This window comes from Streptomyces sp. bgisy027 (assembly GCF_057710365.1).
Genome location: NZ_JBYIVZ010000016.1, coordinates 106,892 through 124,824 on the forward strand (window position 1 = coordinate 106,892; position 17,933 = coordinate 124,824).

Here is a 17,933-nt window from a genome sequence, read left to right on the forward strand (position 1 = left end):
CTGCCGGTGTCCGGCACCGGAGCCCTCCGCAGTGCTCCCCGCGGTTCATGGTGCACGGCGGGGGCACGCCCACGCATTGCCGGTTTCCGGCAACGTTCATTAGGGTCTGCATGCCGGTGAACCGCTAAGGAACCGTCATCGGCGCGTTAAGAACCCTGGGGGCGCTGTGACGGAGCGGGAGATTTCCGAGCACTATGTGGAGGGCTGTGCCCGGATTCTGGCCGAGGTCTCGGCCACCGGGCGGCGCCTCACCCGGGAAGAGCTCACCTCGCGCAGGGAGCTCGGTGAGCAGGCGGCGGACGCGGGCCACGGGCTGCGGGCCCTCGTGAGCGCCCATCTCAGTGCCGCCCGCGCGGCGTGGCCGACCGCTCCCGGCACGGCCGACAGCGCCCTGGCCGCCCTGCACCAGGTCATAGACGCCTTCTCCGAGGGCTACGAACGGGCCCAACGCCACGCCGTGCGTCAGGAGGAGGCCGCCCGCCGGGAGTTCATCGACGACCTCCTCTACGGACGCGCCGACCTGGGGCGCCTCGCCGAGCGCGCCGAACGGTTCGGTCTGCGTCTCTCGCACGCCCACGCCGTAGCCGTGGCCCAGGGCCCCACCGCCTACGACGAAGGCGACAAGGTTCCCCAGCGGGTGGAACGCGCGCTCATCTCCCGCTTCGGCGACCGCAGCGTCCTCCTCACCACCAAGGACGGCCGCATCCTGTGCATCGCCCCCGGCCACCAGGACGAGGTCCTCGCGTACTTCGCCAAGCAGGCGCACGCGGCCACGGACGGCGGCCAGGTCGCCATCGGCCGTGCACAACCCGGCCCCGGCGGAGTCGTCCACTCGTACGAAGAGGCGCTCAACGCCCTGGAACTGGCCGAACGTCTGGAGCTGGAGGACCCGGTCCTGCGCGCCGCCGACCTGCTCGTGTACCCCGTTCTGACCCGTGACCGGCAAGCCATGGCCGACCTCGTGGTGAGCACCCTCGGCCCGCTCACCACGGCTCGCGGTGGCGCCGAGCCTCTCCTCGGCACCCTCATCAGCTACTTCGATTCGGGCTGCGTGGCCGCCGAGGCCGCCCGGCGTCTGTCGCTCAGCGTGCGGGCCCTGACCTACCGGCTGGAGCGCATCCACAAACTCACCGGCGCGGATCCCGCCGATCCGGCCCACCGATACATGCTGCAGACCGCGGTGATCGGTGCACGGCTGCTGGACTGGCCGGCGAAGGAACTCTGACACCGGCAATGCAGGTCTGAGGCAGGCAACAGAAGGTGCGGGAGACTCGGCAGCACCGGGCACAATGCGGGGCGTGTTGCATGTACGAGTCATCAGCCCCGCCCACCTGACGGCAGAGGTGCTCCGGATCGCTCTGGGCTGTCCGGGAGCCGTCAATGTCGTGAAGTTCCTCGGCGCCGCCACCTCGCCCGAGGGCGACGTGGTCGAGTTCAGTCTCGCCAGGGAAGCTGCCAACGCAGTATTCGACGAGCTACGAGAACTGGGGCTCAGGGACAGCGGCTCGATCACCGTCGAACAGATCGACCTCTCCATCTCGGCAGCGGCTGAGCAAGCCGAGGAGGCCGCGCCGGGCGACCCGCAGGACGCCGTGGTCTGGGACGAGTTGGCTGCCCGCGTCACCGCCGATACCCGGTTGAGCTGGTCCTATCTGGCGTTTCTGGCTCTGGCCACGCAAATCGCGGGCATCGGAGTGCTCTTGGACCAGCCGATTCTGATCGTCGGCGCCATGGTGCTCGGTCCCGAGTTCGGCCCGGTGGCCGCCCTGTGCTTCGGCATGTTGCGGCGCCGGCCCGCACTGATGGGCGCTGCCGTACGTGCGCTGGTGGTCGGCTTCGCCGTCGCGATCGCCGTCACCACAGCGTGCGCCGGCGTGAGCCGCCTCCTCGGTTGGATCACGCCGGAGATGCTGGACAACAGGCCGATGACGCAGTTCATCGCGCATCCCGACCGCTGGTCCTTCATCGTGGCGCTCCTGGCCGGCATCGCCGGGATCCTGTCGCTGACCGCGGGGAAGTCCTCCGCACTGGTCGGCGTCTTCATCTCCGTCACGACGGTACCGGCTGCGGGCAACATCGCCGTTGCCATCCCCTTGGCACATTGGGGAGAGGTGGGGGCGTCACTCAAGCAGCTCGGCGTGAACCTCGCGGGCATGGCCATCGCCGGCATCCTCACACTGCTGGTTCAACGGTTGCTCTGGGCCCGCTTCGGACTGCGCATCGCATCTGTCTCCAGAAGGCGGTCTGCGCCGAGCCCGTGACCACTCCGACGGGGACGACGAGGTCTGCCAGGAGCAGGGGCGGGTGTACAACCCGAAGTACTAGTCCGGTAACTGACGGCGTGCAGAGCCCGTGAGGTCTTTCGGGCTCTGCACGCTTTTCCGTTGCAGGTCGGGTCCACCGGTTCCCTGCGCCCCGGCATCCGCGACTCGCAAGGAGCACGGACAGATATGCGCCGCTCTCTTTCGTAGGGTGAGAGCCGTGACCACCGACCCGGAGTACGGGAAGTTCCCGGCCCAGCCGTCCCGGTACCGAGCGGCGACGTGACGATGACCACGTCGCCCGCGGCCTGGGCGGGCGCCGACCCCTACGCGACGGCTCTGCGCGCCGGCCGTGGCCCGCTGTTCCTGCGACGCACCGACGGCTGGCTGCTGCCCCTCGACGTCGAACGCTGGTGCGCGCACGCCGACCCGGTCGATCTGGACGTGTTGGACCGGTGTGAGGGTGCGGTGCTGGACGTCGGCTGCGGCCCCGGGCGGCTGGTCGCAGCACTCGCCGCGCGTGGCCGGACCGGCCTCGGCATCGACGTCAGCGAGACCGCCGTCCACAGCGCCGTACGGCTGGGCGGCGAGGCACTGCGGCGCTCCGTCTTCGATCCGCTGCCCGGCGAGGGACTCTGGGGCACCGTCCTGCTCATGGACGGCAGCATCGGCATCGGCGGCGACCCGCGCGTCCTGCTGGACCGGGTCGCCGCGCTCCTCTGCCCTGGCGGCCTCCTGATCGCCGAGACTGCTGCGGTGGACATCGACGAGCGCGTCGAGGTACAGGTCGTCGACGTCTTCGACAGCCCCGGGTCCGACGGCGCCTTCCCCTGGGCGAGGCTCGGCACCCCGGCCCTGCTGCGGCTCGCACGCCCCAAGCGGTGGACTTACGTGGGTCAGTGGATCTCCGGAGGCCGCTGCTTCGCCGCCCTGCGCAGCCGCAGAGCGAGCAGCAGCGCCGAGCCGGCGAAGAGCACGGCGGTGATCAGCAGCCATCGGGTGAGGAAGCCGTCCGGGGACAGTCCGGTTCCGATCCGGTAGGACTGCTCCACCCTCCCGCTGATCAGCGGAAACCACACGAGCAGGAGCAGTCCGGAAAATGCCGCCGGGACACGGACGTACATCACCCACTCCCGGTGGCCGACCGCACCCAGCCCTTGTACGACGGCCCGGTCCGCCATCGCGTACAACGGCAGCAGGACGAGATCGTGCACGAGCGCCGCCCCGACGAACCAAGCCCCCACCATGAGCCAGTCGTCGGAGAGGAGGCGAACGCCCGCATAGCCGGCCAGGGCGAACGAGGCGGCGAGCAGCAGAATTTGGAACGGGCTGCCGACAGGAATCCGGGGCCGGCGCATCAGAGGTCTCCGAACGTGCTGCGGGCCGAGCACCTGGCGTTCAGCATGCCAGGTGCCGCGGGCACACCCGTCTCCGGCGCGTCGAACCCGGCGCACGGGACCGTCTTGAACAGCGCGCGGAAGGACGGTCGGCTGATCCGGGCGCGGGAAGACCGGATCGGACCGGGCCTGCTGCCAAGTCGGCCCAGGTCGAGGAACAGTGTGATGCCGAGGATCCCCTTCTCCGGAAGCCGGTCGTACACGGATGCCAGGTTCGGGTTGGGGGCGGTGTGGGACACCAGCCCCGTGACGCACAGCGCCGTGCCACCGGGCAGGACAGAGCCGGGCACCGAGATCGGGCACGGAACGCGCGGGGAACTGCGCCAGAAGCCCGGCGTGGAGGGAGACCATGTCATGGCTCGACCGTAGGTCCGGCACACCCTGCACACCGGTACACGACCCGCGCCGAAACGCCGGAATCCGGCCCGGACGGCCGTATGCTCCGCGACGCCTGGCCCGGCTCACCGTCCTGGCGTATCAGCCCTCGTCCTCAACCGTCTCCCGTTCACCGGGTGGTGACATCGCGCGGGAGCGAGGAAGGTGAAGGCATGACGATCGAGGTGACGGCCGAGCTGACCCGCGAGGCCGAAGGCGGCGGCTCTGACGTGGCGGCGGAGGTCACCCGCACGGCGTACCTCCTGGGGCGCCGCATCGACAATGTGCCGCGGGTCGCCGCGTTCGACCCTCCCGCGCCGCCGGACCTGGTCTCGGCGGCTGGCCCGATGCCGACGGGACCGGGGTGAGACGGCGATGGGGTACGACGAAGGGCTGGCCGAACGGATCCGGGAACGGCTGGGCCAGGACGCGGAGATGAGCGAGAAGCGCATGTTCGGCGGGCTGGCCTTCTTCCACCGCGGCAACATGGCCGTGGGGGTCACCGGCGACGACCTCATGGTCAGGGTCGGCCCGGATGCGACGGACGCGGCCCTGGCCCGGCCGGGGGCGCGGATCTTCGACATGACCGGTCGCCCGATGCGCGGCTGGGTCGTGGTGGACGGCACCGCGGTCGCGGAGGACGCGGCGCTCGCCGCCTGGGTCGACGAGGGACGTGCCTTCGCGGCGGGCTTGCCACCCAAGTGAAGCCGCTGTGTGTTGTCACGACATGTGGCGCGGCACCGCCCTTGGCGGCGATCCGGTGGCCTGCCCGCTGCGGACGACCGGCCGCCGCCGCACCTCGGTGGGCATCACCTGAATCAACGTCGCGCTCACTAGGGCGGTGCGCGTCGAAGGAGCCCTCGGCGCCGTCCTCGTCGACTACGTCAGCCGTATGCCGCTCGGCGAAGCCCTGTTGTGAGGTTCGGGAGCGCTCAGGTGAGGCCTCGTCCCGGGGGATCGGCGATGACCCGAATCGGTGGGGCCTACGACGAGGGCTCCGGAGAGACCCGCCCGGTCGGGAAGGAAGGCGCCGCAGGTACTTCGCCGGGAGCCTCTTCGGACTGCTGCAAGGTGATGTCGCCCGGCCCGTGGTGCGGTGTTCCCGCACTGGTGGCCATCTGGGACCAGGCGATCAGGGCCAGTGTTATGGCGGCGGCCGTGACGATCAGGCTGCCGACGCGTCGGAGTCTGCCTCGGCTGTCGAGGTCCCGCCAAGCCGGTCGGGACGCTTCCACCGGCTGCCACAGGTCACCAACGGAGTCCGCCCGTCCGATCGCCGGATCGCGGTGCCGACTCCACCGATTCGAGGTGTCGGGAGCCGCGGCGGCGGGCCACCCTGGCGCCCGCTCCCGTGCGGAGGCTTCCTTGGGGGCGGACGCGCGTATGGCGCACTCGGTGTCCGAGAGGAACTTGAGCCAGACCTCGTCGGGGACGTGCGACGTGCCGTCGGGCTCTTCGGGCGTTGGGTTGCCGCCCTCTCCGTGCATGGTCACGGTTGCCTTTTCCCCTCTTGCCCACATGCCGAGTGCCGGGGCGAAGTGTTCCTGCGCGGTACGGTTGCCAAAGGGTAGGCCGTCCTGATCCGTGGAAGGCAGGCCGGTCCAACCCGGAGCAGTCAGCCACGGGGCACTGGAGGAGGGGCCGCCGACGGCCGGTATGCCGCCCCGTGCCGCGTAACGTTGCCGGTGTCACTCCTGGGCGCCGGACGGCAAGCGACCGTCGGCTCGACCCCCCGAATGAATCATTGCACAGTGCAAAAACGGATCGCCAGTGGTTCGGACCTTTTCGCGCAAGCCGTGATCCCTTCCGAAGACGGCTCGCATCTCTCTCGCGAAGGCGCGTCACCGCCTGTGGCCGCCGCGGCCCGGCGCCGCGGATGACGATCCAGGGCGTCACGCACGACCGGGTCCGCGCCCATCGAACCCGTGGGCGGTGTCGAGTCGCACGAACGGGACGGAGCGCCCCGCCTCGCGGAACGACGCCTCGCTGCCGTCGGAGGGAAGGCCCATGAAGGCGCAGAGGTGGCCGGCCGTTCGAGGGTGCCGCCGGGCGTAGTCCGCCATGATGTCGGCACCTTCGTCGGGTGGGAGGAAGTGGGCGGTCACGGCGTGCAGTCGATTGCCGATCTGCATGAGGGTCTTCGGCTGGTGCCGCAGGTTCTGGTACCAGTCCGCCCGCGCCCCGAAGCCGGAGGCGACGATCCAGCTCTCGGTCACCGCATCGTGGGACACGACCTCCAGGACGACCCGCCGGTCGAGGTCGGTCAGGCGGCCGGTGTGGTGCAGCAGGAGCAGCCGTCTTCCGAGAAGCGGCCCGAGCCCCACGCGAAAGAGAAGGATCGGCAACCGAAACCCCAGGCGCCGCCATCCGGCGGGGAGTCGAGGGCGGGGGGAGGCGGTGTCTCTGGGGGCCATCGTTGCCTTCCGGGGGGTGGTCGGAAATGTCGGCTCTCGGACTCGATTGAGTAAAGGACCACGGTTGAGAGCCGTGTCACGCGACCCACCTTTGCATAGTCTAAAGGTGAGGGGGAGGCGTGCCCACGGAAGTGAGGGGCGGCTCTTGAGCGCCTCGACATCCTGGAGTACGCCATGACCGATACGAAGCCGCCACCGACATCGACGGTGCTGTCCTCCATGCCCGTTGTAGTGATGGCGGTGGTGGCGGTCGCGGACGTGGTCGCGGGGCCGGGCGTAGGCTTCCTGCCCCTTGTGTCGCTCGGACCCGCCTTCTCCGGTCTGGTCGGCGGGTGGCGTCGTACGGCCGTCTTCGGGCTGGTGGCGCTCGTGCTCTGTGTGGGGCTGGGGCTGTACGACGGTCTGTTCGAGGAGCGTCGGGGATACACCGCGCTGGCCGCGGTGGCCGGCGTCACCGGCGTCGGCATCACGGCCGCCGTGATGCGCTCGCGCAGGGAAGTGGAGCTGGCCAGTGTGCGGTCGATCGCCGAGGTCGCTCAGCGGGTGCTGCTACGGCCGGTGCCGCTGACCGCGGGCCCGCTGCAGGCGGCGGTGTCGTACACCTCTGCCGTCGCCGAGGCGCGGATCGGAGGCGACCTGTACGAAGTGGTGGCCTCGCCGCACGGTATCCGGGTGATCGTGGGGGACGTGCAGGGCAAGGGCCTGGCGGCGGTGGAAACGGCAGCGGTCGTCCTCGGCGCGTTTCGGGAGGCGGCGCACGACGAGCCCGACCTGGTGGGTCTCGGTGAGCGCCTGGAGCGCAGTGTGGCCCGTGAGCTGGAGGGTGAGAGGTTCGTCACCGCGATACTGGCCGAGATCGGCTCGGATCACGAGGCGGTCCTGCTGAACTACGGCCATCCGGCGCCGATGCTGGTACGGCGTGACGGCAGCGTCGACTTCCCGCACCCGCCCGCCTTCGCCCTCCCACTGGGGCTGGGAGCCCACGGCGGCGAGGGCCCGATGCCCTACCGGGTGAACTTCGCTCCCGGCGAGCAGCTGCTGCTGTACACCGACGGTGTCACCGAGGCCCGCGACGATCAGGGGCGTTTCTACCCGCTCGGCGATCGGGCGCAGTTGCTGAAGGAGTTCGACTCGCACCGCGCCCTGGAGGCGTTGCGTGCGGACCTTGCCCAGCATGCCGCAGGCCCGCCGCGCGACGACGCCGCGATGCTGCTGTTGCGCTACCACGGTCATGGGGAAGGAAAATCTGTTCCCATGGCGTGAGTGAGCAGCGCCTTCGGCGCGGTAGAAAGGACGCATGGCGGAGCGCGCGACCCCCGAAGGGGCCATGGACGATGTCGATGCGGTGACCCGGGCAGTGCTGACCGCGTCCCGGTTGCTGGTGGCGGTCTCCGCCCGCTCCCTCGCCGAGGTCGAGGAGAGAGTCACGCTCCCGCAGTTCCGGATGCTGGTGGTCCTGCACACCCGGGGCGCCACCAAGCTGGTCGCGCTCGCCGACCTGCTGGGCGTCGCGCCCTCCACCGCGATGCGCATGGTCGACCGGCTGATCGCCGCCGGGCTCGCGGACCGGCAGACCAACCCCGACAACCGCCGCGAAACCCTGCTGACGCTGACCGAGGAGGGGCGCCGTACGGTCGAGAACGTCACCTCCCGGCGCCGTGCCGAGATCGCCGTGATCGTCGAACGGCTCGCCCCCAAGCAGCGGGCGGCGCTCATCGGGGCCCTGGCTGCGTTCAACGAGGCCGGGGGAGAGCCGCTCGCCCCGGCATGGGACGACACCGAACCGCATCCGCTGGGCTGGGCGATGGACGTCGCGGCGGCGCGGGACGCCTGACCCGCGGTCCGGTCGGCACCCTCAGGGCGGATGGTGGATCCGGGCGGCACTTTTCCAGCCACGACACGTTTTGCATAATGCAAGGGAATCGTGAAGGCGCGGCCCGGCTGCCGGATCCCGGCAATGCGGGCCGCCTTCATGCGTCCGGTCGGGGGCAATGCTGATCGCCCGCCCGTGACGCCAGGATGCGGTCGACGGACACGGGACAGGGACTGGAGGTGGACAAGCGCATGCGCCGAGCGCGCCGGCCCCTACCTGCGGGGGAGCCGCACCTGATGACCCACCTGCGCAGCTCGGTGTGGGGGCCCGCGGAGTTCGTCGGCCTCCCGCCCTGGTGGCTGGTCGGGGAAGGGCTTCTGGCCGGAGGACTCGGGGCGGTGGCCATCGTCGGCAGCGCGGTCGCCGGGGCCTGGTACGGCGTTCCCGCGCTCGCGGCCGGTGAAGCGGGGCTGGTCTGCGCCGCGGCACTCGTCCTCTATCTGGGCGTGGTGGGAGCGGGCCGGGCACTGGTCGGCCTCGTCGCCGTACTGGCGGTGTGCCTCGCGCTCCAGGTCCCGCAGGCAGCCGCGGGTGTGGTGCTCGCGGAGCGGGGCAGCGTGGAATCCGTGGTGGTGACATCCGTCGAGGGCGCCGCGGCCGGCCATGGCCGATACCTGTGCTCGGTGGCCGACCAGGGCGGTGTCCCGCTCAGGGTCCGCATCTGGCGCGGCTGCGGACAGGCAACGCGGCCGGGCGATGCTCTCGCCGTCGTCTACGACCCGGAGGGGCACGTGTCGCCGCGCGGCGTGGAGACAGGGATGACGGTGGCGGACCCGCTGCGCGCCGCGGCGGGCTGGACCGCCGCCCTGATCGCCGCATGTCTGCTGGCAGTCGTCCGTTCCTACCGACTGACCCACACCACGGCACGTTCAACGCACGACAAGGACGTGGCCACCCTCTGGCGCTCAGCCGGCCGAAGGGGAAGGGGTCGGCGAAGCGGTGTTCACCTCCAGATCCGGGCGCGGCGTGAGAACCACGACCGGTGACCCGGGCTGAGGCGCCGGCGGAGTGAGCTGCTCCTTCGGCAGCTTCGGTGGCGTGGTCTGCTGGAAGTTGACCTGATCGAAGTTGACCAGTTTGGTCTTCTCCAGAACCGTGATGTGGTCAAGGACGGTGTCATTGGCCAGGTCGGCCAGCTGGCGCACGAGCGTGTTCTGGGTGGTCGCCCGAATCTTGGCGATGACCGGGAAGATCTGGCCGTGCGTCACGCGCATGATGGCGACGGCGGTGGAGTCGAACTCCTTGCCGGACTTCGAGTCCACTGTGGCCACGAACTGCTGTTGCTGTGGGCTGGCCTGGTTGGGCAGCGTGATGTTCAGCTCCGGAGCGATCTTGCGGCACATCGCGTCGAGACCGGCGTGTCCGACCACGAGGTGCTCGCCGGCCTCCTTCATCTCCTTGCTCGTCCCGCGGTTCATGGACATCTCGCCCAAGGGGTACTCCCACAGGCCGGCCGCGCGGACCTTGACGACGAAGTCGCGGTCGGCCTCGGTGAGGGGCCCGTACGGCGTGTTGGCGATGACGCGGGACGTGTTCGCCGACGTGGTCTCGACGCCGAGCATGGCCGGGTAGGCGAGCGCGGAGAGGGTGAGTATCAGCGCACCGCCCACGAAGACGGCACCGATCGTGTTGCGGGAGAGAGGCATGCAAGCTCCTGAGCTGAGCGGTCCGGATGCCAGGAGGTACGGACGATTCCACTCCGGGCTTCATTGCACAGGCTAAATTTTGCATCCTGCTCTGTGTTTTGAGTCACAAGACGGAGTCGACTTGTCGTCGAAGGGGGGCGGAGCCGTCACGTGGCCGCGTGAATCACCCGCAGCGCGCATTGCGGGCTCAGCCAGCCGACCGGCTTTCCGTGCACGGGGTCGAGCACCGGAACCCCGGTCCCCGCTGTCGCGAGCAAGGTGTGCAGCGCCTGGACGAGGGGCTGGTCGGCGGTCACGGGGGCGGGCCTCTCGGCGAGTTGTCCCACCACGGCCGGGGCGGCGTCCGGCTGCTCCGCCAGCGCCTCGGCAATGGCCTGAGCGGTGACGACACCCGCATAGTGCCCGGTGGTGTCGACCACAGGTAGCGCCCCGAACCCGGAGAGGCTCAACATGTCCGCGGCGTCGGCGAGCTCGGTCGACGCCGCGAGCGGCGAGGGCAGGGGATCCATGACGGAGCTCACCGGCTGGGTGCCGATGCGTGCCCCGGGCGCCGGGCCTTCGAGGTCGATGCCGCGGCGTCGTAGTTTGAGTGTGTAGACGGTGTCGCGGGTCAGCAGTCGGCTCACGGCGGCGGCCAGCACGATCGCCAGCATCAGCGGCAGGATGATCGAGTACTCGCCGGTCAACTCGAACAGGATCACCACGGCCGTGATGGGGGCCCGCGCCGCGCCCGCGAACACAGCTCCCATGCCCACCAGCGCGTACGCCCCCACCGAGCCGGCCGTGCCGGGCAGCAGGTGGTGGACTCCCGCGCCGTACGCGGCACCGAGCATCGCCCCGACGAACAAGCTGGGCGCGAACACCCCGCCCGAGCCGCCGATCCCGATGGTCAGGCTGGTCGCCAGCATCTTCCCCACGAGCAGCAGCACCAGGAACCCGACCGCGTACCCGCCCTCGGTGGCCTTCTCCAGCACCGGGTAGCCGACCCCGTACATCTCCGGCAGGACCAGCAGGACCAGGCCGAGCGCCAGACCGCCGACCGCGGGGCGCAGCCATTCCGGGCCGCGCCAGAGCCAGTCGCAGGCGTCCTCGATCAGATAGAGCACCCGCGCGAAGCCCACGCCGACCGCTGCGGCGAGGAGGCCCAGCAGGGCGAACAGTCCGTACTGCGCGAGATGGCCGACGTGGAAGGCGGGCAGGGAGAGGAAGGCGACGTCGCCGAAGGCGGCCCGGCCGATCACGCTCGCGGTGACGCTGGCGAGGACGGTCGCCCCGAACGCCTCCGCGGAGAAAGCGCCCAGGACCAGCTCCATGGCGAAGAACACCCCGGCCAGCGGTGCGTTGAAGGTCGCGGCGATGCCGCCCGCCGCGCCGCACGCGACCAGCAGCTTCATCCGGTGCTCGGTCACCTTCGCCACGCGCCCGAGGGTGGAGCCGAGGGCTGAGCCGATCTGCACGATCGGCCCCTCGCGGCCCACCGAGCCGCCCGAGCCGATGGTCAGGGCGGAGGCGAGCGTCTTGACCACGGCGACCTTCGGGCTGATCCGGCCGCCGCGCTGCGCCACCGCCAGCATCACTTCCGGCACCCCGTGCCCGCGCGCCTCCTTGGCGAACCGGTGCACCAACGGCCCGTACAGCAGACCGCCGACGACCGGGGCGAGCAGCACGAAGTACGGACCGAGCCACGGCACGTGCGGATTGGCCGTGCCGGGCGAGGCCGCGTAGTCGGCGTGGCCGGAGAGCAGCTGGGTGAAGGCGGTGATGCACCAGCGGAAGACGATGGAGCCCGCACCGGCTCCGGCGCCGACCGCAACGGCCAGCGCCATCAGGCCCCAGGGCGCCGTGCGCAGCCGCGCTGCTCTGCCCGCGGACGCGAAGGCGCTCTCCGCTGTCATGGCCTGGACGCTGTGCGTGACCGCCCGAGTGGTGCTCATTCGTTCCCCTTCCTTACTTTTGCATTATGCAAAACCTGTCAAGGGGGTCGCTGCGCGGGTCTGCTGAGTCCCGGTTCTGCTGAACGCGGTCCACGGCACCTCCGTACCTCCTTGAGGCTCGACGGCAGCCGACTGGGCTGTCGTGGCGGGAGGAGGGTTGATCATTCAGGGCGAGCGCGGGGTGTCCTACGGCGGCCGTCAACGGCGGCCGGGGGCGAGCTGTGCCGTGGCCTGTGTCAGGGCCGGGATCTTCGCTCTGGCCGGCAGTGTGCTGGCCGCTGTGGGGCACCACAGCGTCGCCGAGGGGGCGGTGCCCTGGCGGTTCGTGACACTGCTGGCGGTGGCACAGTTCGCCGTGGTCTGGCCCGTCGCGCGCCGGCGCTTTTCCCTCGGCTCCACCCTCGGATGCGCCTTCGCCGTGCAAGGCGCATTGCACGTCGCGTTGGCGACCGGGGGCGAGCCGGGCGCGGTGGCATCCACCCCGGCCGACCACGCCGCGCTCGGGGCACGGGGACATGCGGCCCTGGCGGCGGTGGACGGAGACGGCTGGCGTCACTTCTCGGCCGGGACGACGGCCACCCATGTGCTGGCCGCGTCCGCGTTGGTCCTGCTGCTGCACCGGGCCGACGCCGCCGTCATGGCCGCCTTGAGCATCGCCCGTGCCGTACGCGGACTCGCGGCCACGGTCACCTTCTGGGTGCGGGCACTGCGGGGCGGCGCTCGAGCGAAGCCTCTGCCTGCCGTGTCGGTCGCCGGATGCGTCACACCTTCCAGGCCCGCCCGCCGACCTCTGCTCCTCGGGCATGCGCTGGTGCGCAGGGGGCCGCCGGGACACGTCCGTCTCCCGACCGGTTCCGCATACGGGTGGCCTTCTCGGTCCGCCCGGTCATCCCCGCATGGAGCATCCCTGTGTCCCCGAACCACCCTGCCCGTGCGGCGGGCCGTGTCCTCACGACCGGCGCCGCCGCGCTGACGGCCGTCCTGACCCTTGCCCGTCCCGCCTCCGCCCACGCGGAGGTCGAGGCCGGCACCGCGCGTGCTCTGGCCGAGAACGTCACGCTCACTTTCGTCTCCGAGGCGGAGTCCGACAGCGCCGGCTTCACACGGATTCGCGTCGTCCTGCCCGACGGCGTCGCGCCCGGCGACATCACGCTGACCGACGCGCCCACAGGCTGGAAGCTGAAGACCACTGCCGACGGCTACACGGTCGCGGGCCCCGTCCTCAAGACCGGAGTCGATGCCGTACACAAGATCAGGATCCGGCAACTGCCGGACGCCGAGCAGCTCGTGTTCAAGACCGTCGAGACCTACAGCGATGGTGAGATCGCCCGCTGGATCGAACTGCCGAACGGCGCTGTGGAGCCCGAACAGCCGGCCCCCGTATTGGAGTTGAAGTCCGCGGTGGCTGACGCGGTCCCTCCCCGTCCGAGCCCGTCCACCCGCAAGACCTTCGAGCCCTCGCCCGGCACCCGCCCCGCCGCCGAGACGGCCGCCGCACAGGACGACGGCGCTGCGACCGGCGCGCTCGTCGGCTCCGTGGTCGTCGCGCTGCTCGCGCTGGGCGGCGGTGCATGGTGGCTTGCCAGGCGCCGGACCTCCTCCGATGCCGGCTGACCGCCCCGTGTCATTCAGGAGCCGTGCCGCAGCGATGACGAGGAACCGGAGGAGTGACGTGGCGCGACAGCGGACGAGGCAGGGCCGGCAGGTGGGCAGATCGCTGCTGGCGGTGGCCGCGATACTGGCCGGTGTGCTGCTCGGCGGCGCGGCACCGGCTTCGGCGCACGCGGTGCTCACCGGCAGCGACCCCCGTGAGGGCGCGGTGCTGCAGACGGCACCGAAGCAGATCACCGTCTCCTTCAACGAGTCCGTCGTCCTGGCCGAGGACTCCGTTCGCGTGCTGGACCCCGACAGCCGCCCGGTGACCGCGGGCGACCCGGAACACGCGGACGGCAAGGCGGACACCGCCCGAGTGCCGCTCACCGGCGGCCTGAAAAAGGGCACCTACAGCGTCTCCTGGAGGGTGCTGTCGGAGGACAGCCACGCCGTGTCCGGTGCGTTCACCTTCTCCATCGGCGCGCCGTCGCAGTTCGGGGCCGGGACCGCCGCCGAGCCGGCCGTGGACCCGGTCGTCGATCTGCTGTACGGCATCGGCCGCTACCTTGCCTACGCCGGCCTGGCCCTGCTGATCGGCCTCGCCGTGTTCGCCCTGGTGTGCTGGCCCGGAGCCACACCGCTGGTCCACGGGCCCTTCCGGGCCGGGTGGTGGGCGCTGGCGCTGTCGACGGTCGTGCTGCTGATCGTGCGAGGGCCGTACGCGAGCGGGGCCGGAGTGGCCGGGGTGTTCGACCCGCAGCTGCTGCTCAGCACGACGAAGAGCCGACCGGGCATCGCGCTGCTGGCCCGCCTTGCCCTGCTTCTCCTCCTGGCCCTCCTCCTCAGGCGCGCTCCGTTCGAGCGGGGCGCGGATCGGCGTACGGCTGTGGCCGGCGTCCTGCTCGCTGTGGGTCTGGTGGGCACCTGGGCGCCGGCCGAGCATGCCTCCGCCGGGATCCAGGTGCCGGTGGCCGTGGTCTCCTCAATGCTGCACCTGCTCGCCATGGCCGTGTGGCTGGGCGGGTTGACCGCGCTGCTGATCGCGCTGTACCGGGCCCCGGCCGGTGACCGGCTCCCGCCCGCCGCGGTGGCCCGCTTCTCCCGGCTTGCCCTCGCCTCGGTGACCGTGCTGGCGGCCACCGGCGTCTACCAGTCCTGGCGCGGGCTCGGCTCCTGGGAGGCATTCACCACTCCCTACGGCAGGACACTCGCCCTGAAGACCGGGGCCGTGGTCCTCATGCTGATGGCGGCGTCGTACTCCCGGCACTGGACGCAGCAACTACGACATGTGCCCCGGCCGGAACGGGAGCCGGTCACGGTCGGCGGCGGCCAGAGCCCTCCACCCGGTCCGACGGACGGGCCCACCCGCGGCCCCGCCGACCAGCCCGGCACCGGGTCGGACCCGCATGAGCCCGGCTCCGAGGAGTGCCGGCGCGGGCTGCGCCGGTCCGTCCTGGCCGAAGCGGTGATCGGGGTCGTGGTCCTCATGCTCACCACCGTGCTGACCGGCAGCCAGCCGGGGCGGGCCGCCGCAGCGTCCGCCGCGGCACTCGGGCGGCCGAGCCTGACCCTGACAGTGATCCCGTTCGACACGGGCGCTCCTGGCGGGCGCGGCAAGGTGCAGATCACCCTGGAACCGGGCCGGGTCGGCCGGAACGTGGTGGAGGCCACGACCTACGGCCCTGACGGAAGCCTCATCGCCGTACCCGAACTGCGTCTCACCCTCACCCAGTCCGAGCAGGACGTCGGCCCGCTGGACGCCGAACTTGCAGACCAGCGCGGCTACTGGGGCAGCGACACCCTCAACCTCCCGTTCGCAGGAACCTGGACGATGCGGGCCACGGTCCGCGTCTCCGACACCGACCAGGTCACCGTGGAGAAGAGCGTGAAGATCACGTCATGAGGTCCGGGCCGGGATCAACTGCAGGAAGGAGCCCACTGGTCCGCCCGCGCATGAACGCTGCCGGCCTGCCGTCCGTACGCACAGACGAGCCCGCCGGACTCGACTCAAGGAGCAATGCGATGCCCCGAACGCACCACCGTGACGGTGGAGCGCATCGGGGTCGGCCCATGACCGGCGACACCGAGGCTGCGGCTGATGCGCTGCGCGTGGTGCGGGCCGCGGTGTTCGCGGCCGTGTGCGTCGCGGCGACGACGCTGGGACATGCCCTGATGTCCGCCGGCGACCTGCCCTGGTGGGCGGTGGTCGTCTCATTCGCGGGCACGGCCTGGGGCGCGTGGTGGCTGACCGGCCGGGAACGCGGTGCCACGACGGTCGTCGGCGTCACTGTCGTCGCACAGGGGCTGTTGCACCTGTTGTTCACCTTGTCACCCAGGCTGGTCTCCGCGACCGGCGCAGCGGCCGGCCGGCCGTCGGCGGCAGACACCTCGGGTCTGGATCACGGGACGCATCACACGGCGGCGATCTCCCACCACGGCATGGAGATGCACCACTCCGGCATACCTGGCGCGGCGAAGGACACAGCCTCCGACATGACGGTGCTGGCAGCCGTGACGCACGGTGGCTCCGTCGGGATGCTCCTCGCGCACCTGGTGGCCGCCGTCGCCTGCGGCGTGTGGCTGTGGCAGGGCGAGGCGGCGGTCCACCGCGCCGGCCGGGCCCTGGCTGCCGCTCTGTTCGCACCGCTGCGCAGAGTCTGCCGCGTGCTCTTCGGGGCGCGGACCTGCCGTGAGGGCCTGTTGCGGCGGCCCACCGCCGCCGGAGTGGAGCACCGGCCGCCTACTGCTGCCTCACTGAGACACGCCGTCGTACGCCGAGGGCCACCGAGGGCCGCGATGCAGCAGTCGGCCGCCTGTCTCTCGATCCGCTGCGCGTCCTAGGACCCGGAAACCAGTCCGGCTCCAGGCGCCGGTTGCGGCGGGGGACGGGCGGGTCGGTCGATGCGCCCTGAGGCGTGTCGGCCCTGTCGTCTCGTCCTCCGGGCTGCGCCCGGCGCCCTCATCGCGGTGCCTGCTGTTCGCCGCATGTCGTCGTCCGGGCTCAGCCTGTCGCAATCGATCGGGAGATTCCCATGTACGACCACACATCCGGCTCCTCGCTCCTTCGTGGTGCCGCCTCAGCGACCGGGCCAGTACCCGAACGGGAGGGTGCCGCTGCCGAGTCCGGCCGCTCACGCGCCCGTCACGCCGTCGCCTGTGCCGCTGTGGCGGCGACGGCCGTGCTGCTGTCCGGCTGCGCCGGCGACTCGGAGAACGCGTCCGACGCCTCCGCCGACCAGGCGGCCTCCGCTTCCCCCTCCAAGAGCATGGGCGAGATGGACGGCATGGCCATGGGAGACCCCTCCGCGACGCCCGCCGACAAGGTTGCCGACGCAGAGGTGGTGAAGGGCGCGTTCAAGCTGCTGGACACGCGTCCGCCGGGCATGGACGACGTGAAGGGCACCGCCTGGCTGGCACAGGGACCCAAGGGCACGACGGTGACGGTGTCGCTGTCCGGTCTCAGGCCCGGAGAGAAGTACATGTCGCACCTGCACGCCCAGCCGTGCTCGGCCCGGAACGGCGGAGAGCACTTTCAGTTCGACAAGGGCGGTGCCACCACGCCTCCGAACGAGGTGCACCTGATGTTCACCGCCGACAACTTGGGCATGGGCATGATGACAGTGAGCAACGACCGCAAGACCGGCGAGGGCGCGGCCGCCATCGTCGTCCATCCGATGGCGGCACAGGACAACCGGATCGCATGCGCGGACTTCGACTTCTGAGGGCGCCGGCGTCAAGTCTGCTGGGCTGTCTGTGTGTGCTTCTGTTCCTGGGTGGCGCGCCCGCGTACGCCCACAGCACCCTGAAAACCGCGACGCCGGCTCCCGGGGCCGAAGTCGCTCCGGGCGTCGACGCCGTGTCTCTGACCTTCGGACGGCTGAAGTCCGGCACCACACCGAAGATCGGCCTGACCGGACCCGACGGCACCGCTGTGCCGGTCGGACGGCCCGTCGTGGCCGACGACTCCGTCGTCTGTGCCGCGGTTGCTCCGCTGCGGGCCGGCGTCAGCACCCTCAGCTACACCGTCACTTCCGCCGACGGGGACACACAGCGCAGTGCGTTCCAGTTCGAGGTTTCCGACGGCGCCGAGGCGGTGACCACCCCGTCCGCCTGCAAGGGGCTGACCTTGCCGGAACCGGACACGGGTGAGAGCCCGTCCGAGGGAGGCACGGTCCTGGGGCTCAGCCGCACCACCGCACTGGCCGGCGGTGCGGTGACAGCCGTAGTGATCGCGGGGGCAGCCGTTGCGGCCCTGCGTACCCGCCGAGCGGCGCGGTCCGGTCACGTCGGGCGGCCGGCGCCGGAGAGGAGGCCGGGCGAGTGAGGCCGGAGTACGCCACGGTCCGCTCGTCTGCAACGGATACAAGCTGAAGAACAGGCAGGCGTGTTCCGGCGCGTGTGGGGCTCGGACCGGCGATGGCCCGGCCGGGCCCCACACAT

At 71.1% G+C, this 17,933-nt stretch carries 19 protein-coding genes; 13 read left to right on the plus strand and 6 right to left on the minus strand.

Features of this window, described 5'->3' with window-relative positions:
• Positions 1-166: 166 nt before the first annotated feature.
• The 3 genes from AC3ETA_RS18460 (at position 167) to AC3ETA_RS18470 (ending at position 3,302) form a co-directional block, all read left to right on the plus strand.
• Positions 167-1,225 carry a PucR family transcriptional regulator gene (locus AC3ETA_RS18460; protein ID WP_432193994.1) on the plus strand — a complete coding sequence of 353 codons (1,059 nt, stop codon included), beginning with the start codon at positions 167-169 and terminating at the stop codon, positions 1,223-1,225.
• A 160-nt stretch (positions 1,226-1,385) separates the two neighbouring features.
• Entirely contained in the window at positions 1,386-2,261 is an 876-nt protein-coding gene (locus AC3ETA_RS18465; protein WP_432193995.1) for a DUF389 domain-containing protein, read from the plus strand.
• Positions 2,262-2,549: 288 nt separating this feature from the next.
• Positions 2,550-3,302: a class I SAM-dependent methyltransferase gene (locus AC3ETA_RS18470; RefSeq protein ID WP_432194063.1), complete on the plus strand. Its 753-nt coding sequence runs from the start codon at positions 2,550-2,552 to the stop codon at positions 3,300-3,302.
• A gap of 316 nt (positions 3,303-3,618) precedes the next feature.
• Here AC3ETA_RS18470 and AC3ETA_RS18475 read toward each other — a convergent pair whose 3' ends face one another.
• Positions 3,619-4,014: a hypothetical protein gene (locus AC3ETA_RS18475; protein WP_432193996.1), complete on the minus strand. Its 396-nt coding sequence runs from the start codon at positions 4,012-4,014 to the stop codon at positions 3,619-3,621.
• 192 nt (positions 4,015-4,206) lie between these two features.
• Between AC3ETA_RS18475 and AC3ETA_RS18480 the strand changes: the two genes are divergently transcribed.
• Together AC3ETA_RS18480 and AC3ETA_RS18485 are read left to right on the plus strand one after the other, a co-directional pair.
• The gene (locus AC3ETA_RS18480) at positions 4,207-4,401 is read left to right on the plus strand and encodes a hypothetical protein (RefSeq protein WP_432193997.1); all 195 of its coding nucleotides are present in this window, start codon (positions 4,207-4,209) and stop codon (positions 4,399-4,401) included.
• A 7-nt stretch (positions 4,402-4,408) separates the two neighbouring features.
• Positions 4,409-4,738, plus strand: a complete 330-nt coding sequence (locus AC3ETA_RS18485) for a TfoX/Sxy family protein (protein WP_432193998.1) — start codon at positions 4,409-4,411, stop codon at positions 4,736-4,738.
• Between the two features lie 278 nt (positions 4,739-5,016).
• Here the strand turns inward: AC3ETA_RS18485 and AC3ETA_RS18490 are convergent, their stop codons facing one another.
• Positions 5,017-5,520, minus strand: a complete 504-nt coding sequence (locus tag AC3ETA_RS18490) for a hypothetical protein (protein ID WP_432194064.1) — start codon at positions 5,518-5,520, stop codon at positions 5,017-5,019.
• 405 nt (positions 5,521-5,925) lie between these two features.
• Positions 5,926-6,447: a nitroreductase family deazaflavin-dependent oxidoreductase gene (locus AC3ETA_RS18495; protein ID WP_432193999.1), complete on the minus strand. Its 522-nt coding sequence runs from the start codon at positions 6,445-6,447 to the stop codon at positions 5,926-5,928.
• 174 nt (positions 6,448-6,621) lie between these two features.
• On the opposite strand from AC3ETA_RS18495, the gene AC3ETA_RS18500 reads away from it, so the two are divergent.
• From AC3ETA_RS18500 to AC3ETA_RS18510, 3 genes are all read left to right on the plus strand, one after another.
• The gene (locus AC3ETA_RS18500) at positions 6,622-7,710 is read left to right on the plus strand and encodes a PP2C family protein-serine/threonine phosphatase (RefSeq protein ID WP_432194000.1); all 1,089 of its coding nucleotides are present in this window, start codon (positions 6,622-6,624) and stop codon (positions 7,708-7,710) included.
• Between the two features lie 34 nt (positions 7,711-7,744).
• Positions 7,745-8,281, plus strand: a complete 537-nt coding sequence (locus tag AC3ETA_RS18505; protein ID WP_432194001.1) for a MarR family winged helix-turn-helix transcriptional regulator — start codon at positions 7,745-7,747, stop codon at positions 8,279-8,281.
• Between the two features lie 275 nt (positions 8,282-8,556).
• On the plus strand, positions 8,557-9,306 hold the full coding sequence (locus AC3ETA_RS18510) for a hypothetical protein (RefSeq protein ID WP_432194070.1): 750 nt from the start codon (positions 8,557-8,559) through the stop codon (positions 9,304-9,306).
• Here AC3ETA_RS18510 and AC3ETA_RS18515 read toward each other — a convergent pair.
• From AC3ETA_RS18515 to AC3ETA_RS18525, 3 genes are all read right to left on the minus strand, one after another.
• On the minus strand, positions 9,226-9,966 hold the full coding sequence (locus tag AC3ETA_RS18515) for a DUF4142 domain-containing protein (RefSeq protein ID WP_432194002.1): 741 nt from the start codon (positions 9,964-9,966) through the stop codon (positions 9,226-9,228). The two genes, AC3ETA_RS18510 and AC3ETA_RS18515, sit on opposite strands and share 81 nt — an antisense overlap.
• Before the next feature lie 146 nt (positions 9,967-10,112).
• On the minus strand, positions 10,113-11,792 hold the full coding sequence (locus AC3ETA_RS18520; RefSeq protein ID WP_432194065.1) for a chloride channel protein: 1,680 nt from the start codon (positions 11,790-11,792) through the stop codon (positions 10,113-10,115).
• A 660-nt stretch (positions 11,793-12,452) separates the two neighbouring features.
• Positions 12,453-12,584, minus strand: a complete 132-nt coding sequence (locus tag AC3ETA_RS18525) for a hypothetical protein (RefSeq protein WP_432194003.1) — start codon at positions 12,582-12,584, stop codon at positions 12,453-12,455.
• A gap of 225 nt (positions 12,585-12,809) precedes the next feature.
• On the opposite strand from AC3ETA_RS18525, the gene AC3ETA_RS18530 reads away from it, so the two are divergent.
• From AC3ETA_RS18530 to AC3ETA_RS18550, 5 genes are all read left to right on the plus strand, one after another.
• Entirely contained in the window at positions 12,810-13,514 is a 705-nt protein-coding gene (locus AC3ETA_RS18530; protein WP_432194004.1) for a DUF1775 domain-containing protein, read from the plus strand.
• 58 nt (positions 13,515-13,572) lie between these two features.
• Entirely contained in the window at positions 13,573-15,396 is a 1,824-nt protein-coding gene (locus AC3ETA_RS18535; protein WP_432194005.1) for a copper resistance CopC/CopD family protein, read from the plus strand.
• A gap of 167 nt (positions 15,397-15,563) precedes the next feature.
• Positions 15,564-16,334 (plus strand): hypothetical protein, encoded by a 771-nt coding sequence (locus AC3ETA_RS18540; RefSeq protein WP_432194006.1) that lies wholly within the window; start codon positions 15,564-15,566, stop codon positions 16,332-16,334.
• Between the two features lie 191 nt (positions 16,335-16,525).
• Positions 16,526-17,215: a superoxide dismutase family protein gene (locus AC3ETA_RS18545; protein ID WP_432194007.1), complete on the plus strand. Its 690-nt coding sequence runs from the start codon at positions 16,526-16,528 to the stop codon at positions 17,213-17,215.
• 35 nt (positions 17,216-17,250) lie between these two features.
• A complete protein-coding gene (locus AC3ETA_RS18550) occupies positions 17,251-17,817 on the plus strand; it encodes a copper resistance CopC family protein (protein WP_432194008.1) in 567 nt (188 codons plus the stop codon).
• Positions 17,818-17,933 lie beyond the last annotated feature (116 nt).

Bases quoted from the DNA above. Each gene is read 5' to 3' on its own strand.
- AC3ETA_RS18545 (WP_432194007.1), top strand. From the start codon at position 16,526: ATGTACGACCACACATCCGGCTCCTCGCTCCTTCGTGGTGCCGCCTCA.
- AC3ETA_RS18470 (WP_432194063.1), top strand. From the start codon at position 2,550: ATGACCACGTCGCCCGCGGCCTGGGCGGGCGCCGACCCCTACGCGACG.
- AC3ETA_RS18475 (WP_432193996.1), bottom strand. From the start codon at position 4,014: ATGACATGGTCTCCCTCCACGCCGGGCTTCTGGCGCAGTTCCCCGCGC.
- AC3ETA_RS18515 (WP_432194002.1), bottom strand. From the start codon at position 9,966: ATGCCTCTCTCCCGCAACACGATCGGTGCCGTCTTCGTGGGCGGTGCG.
- AC3ETA_RS18495 (WP_432193999.1), bottom strand. From the start codon at position 6,447: ATGGCCCCCAGAGACACCGCCTCCCCCCGCCCTCGACTCCCCGCCGGA.
- AC3ETA_RS18480 (WP_432193997.1), top strand. From the start codon at position 4,207: ATGACGATCGAGGTGACGGCCGAGCTGACCCGCGAGGCCGAAGGCGGC.
- AC3ETA_RS18540 (WP_432194006.1), top strand. From the start codon at position 15,564: ATGACCGGCGACACCGAGGCTGCGGCTGATGCGCTGCGCGTGGTGCGG.
- AC3ETA_RS18510 (WP_432194070.1), top strand. From the start codon at position 8,557: ATGACCCACCTGCGCAGCTCGGTGTGGGGGCCCGCGGAGTTCGTCGGC.
- AC3ETA_RS18490 (WP_432194064.1), bottom strand. From the start codon at position 5,520: ATGCACGGAGAGGGCGGCAACCCAACGCCCGAAGAGCCCGACGGCACG.
- AC3ETA_RS18520 (WP_432194065.1), bottom strand. From the start codon at position 11,792: ATGGCGCTGGCCGTTGCGGTCGGCGCCGGAGCCGGTGCGGGCTCCATC.
- AC3ETA_RS18500 (WP_432194000.1), top strand. From the start codon at position 6,622: ATGACCGATACGAAGCCGCCACCGACATCGACGGTGCTGTCCTCCATG.
- AC3ETA_RS18485 (WP_432193998.1), top strand. From the start codon at position 4,409: ATGGGGTACGACGAAGGGCTGGCCGAACGGATCCGGGAACGGCTGGGC.
- AC3ETA_RS18505 (WP_432194001.1), top strand. From the start codon at position 7,745: ATGGCGGAGCGCGCGACCCCCGAAGGGGCCATGGACGATGTCGATGCG.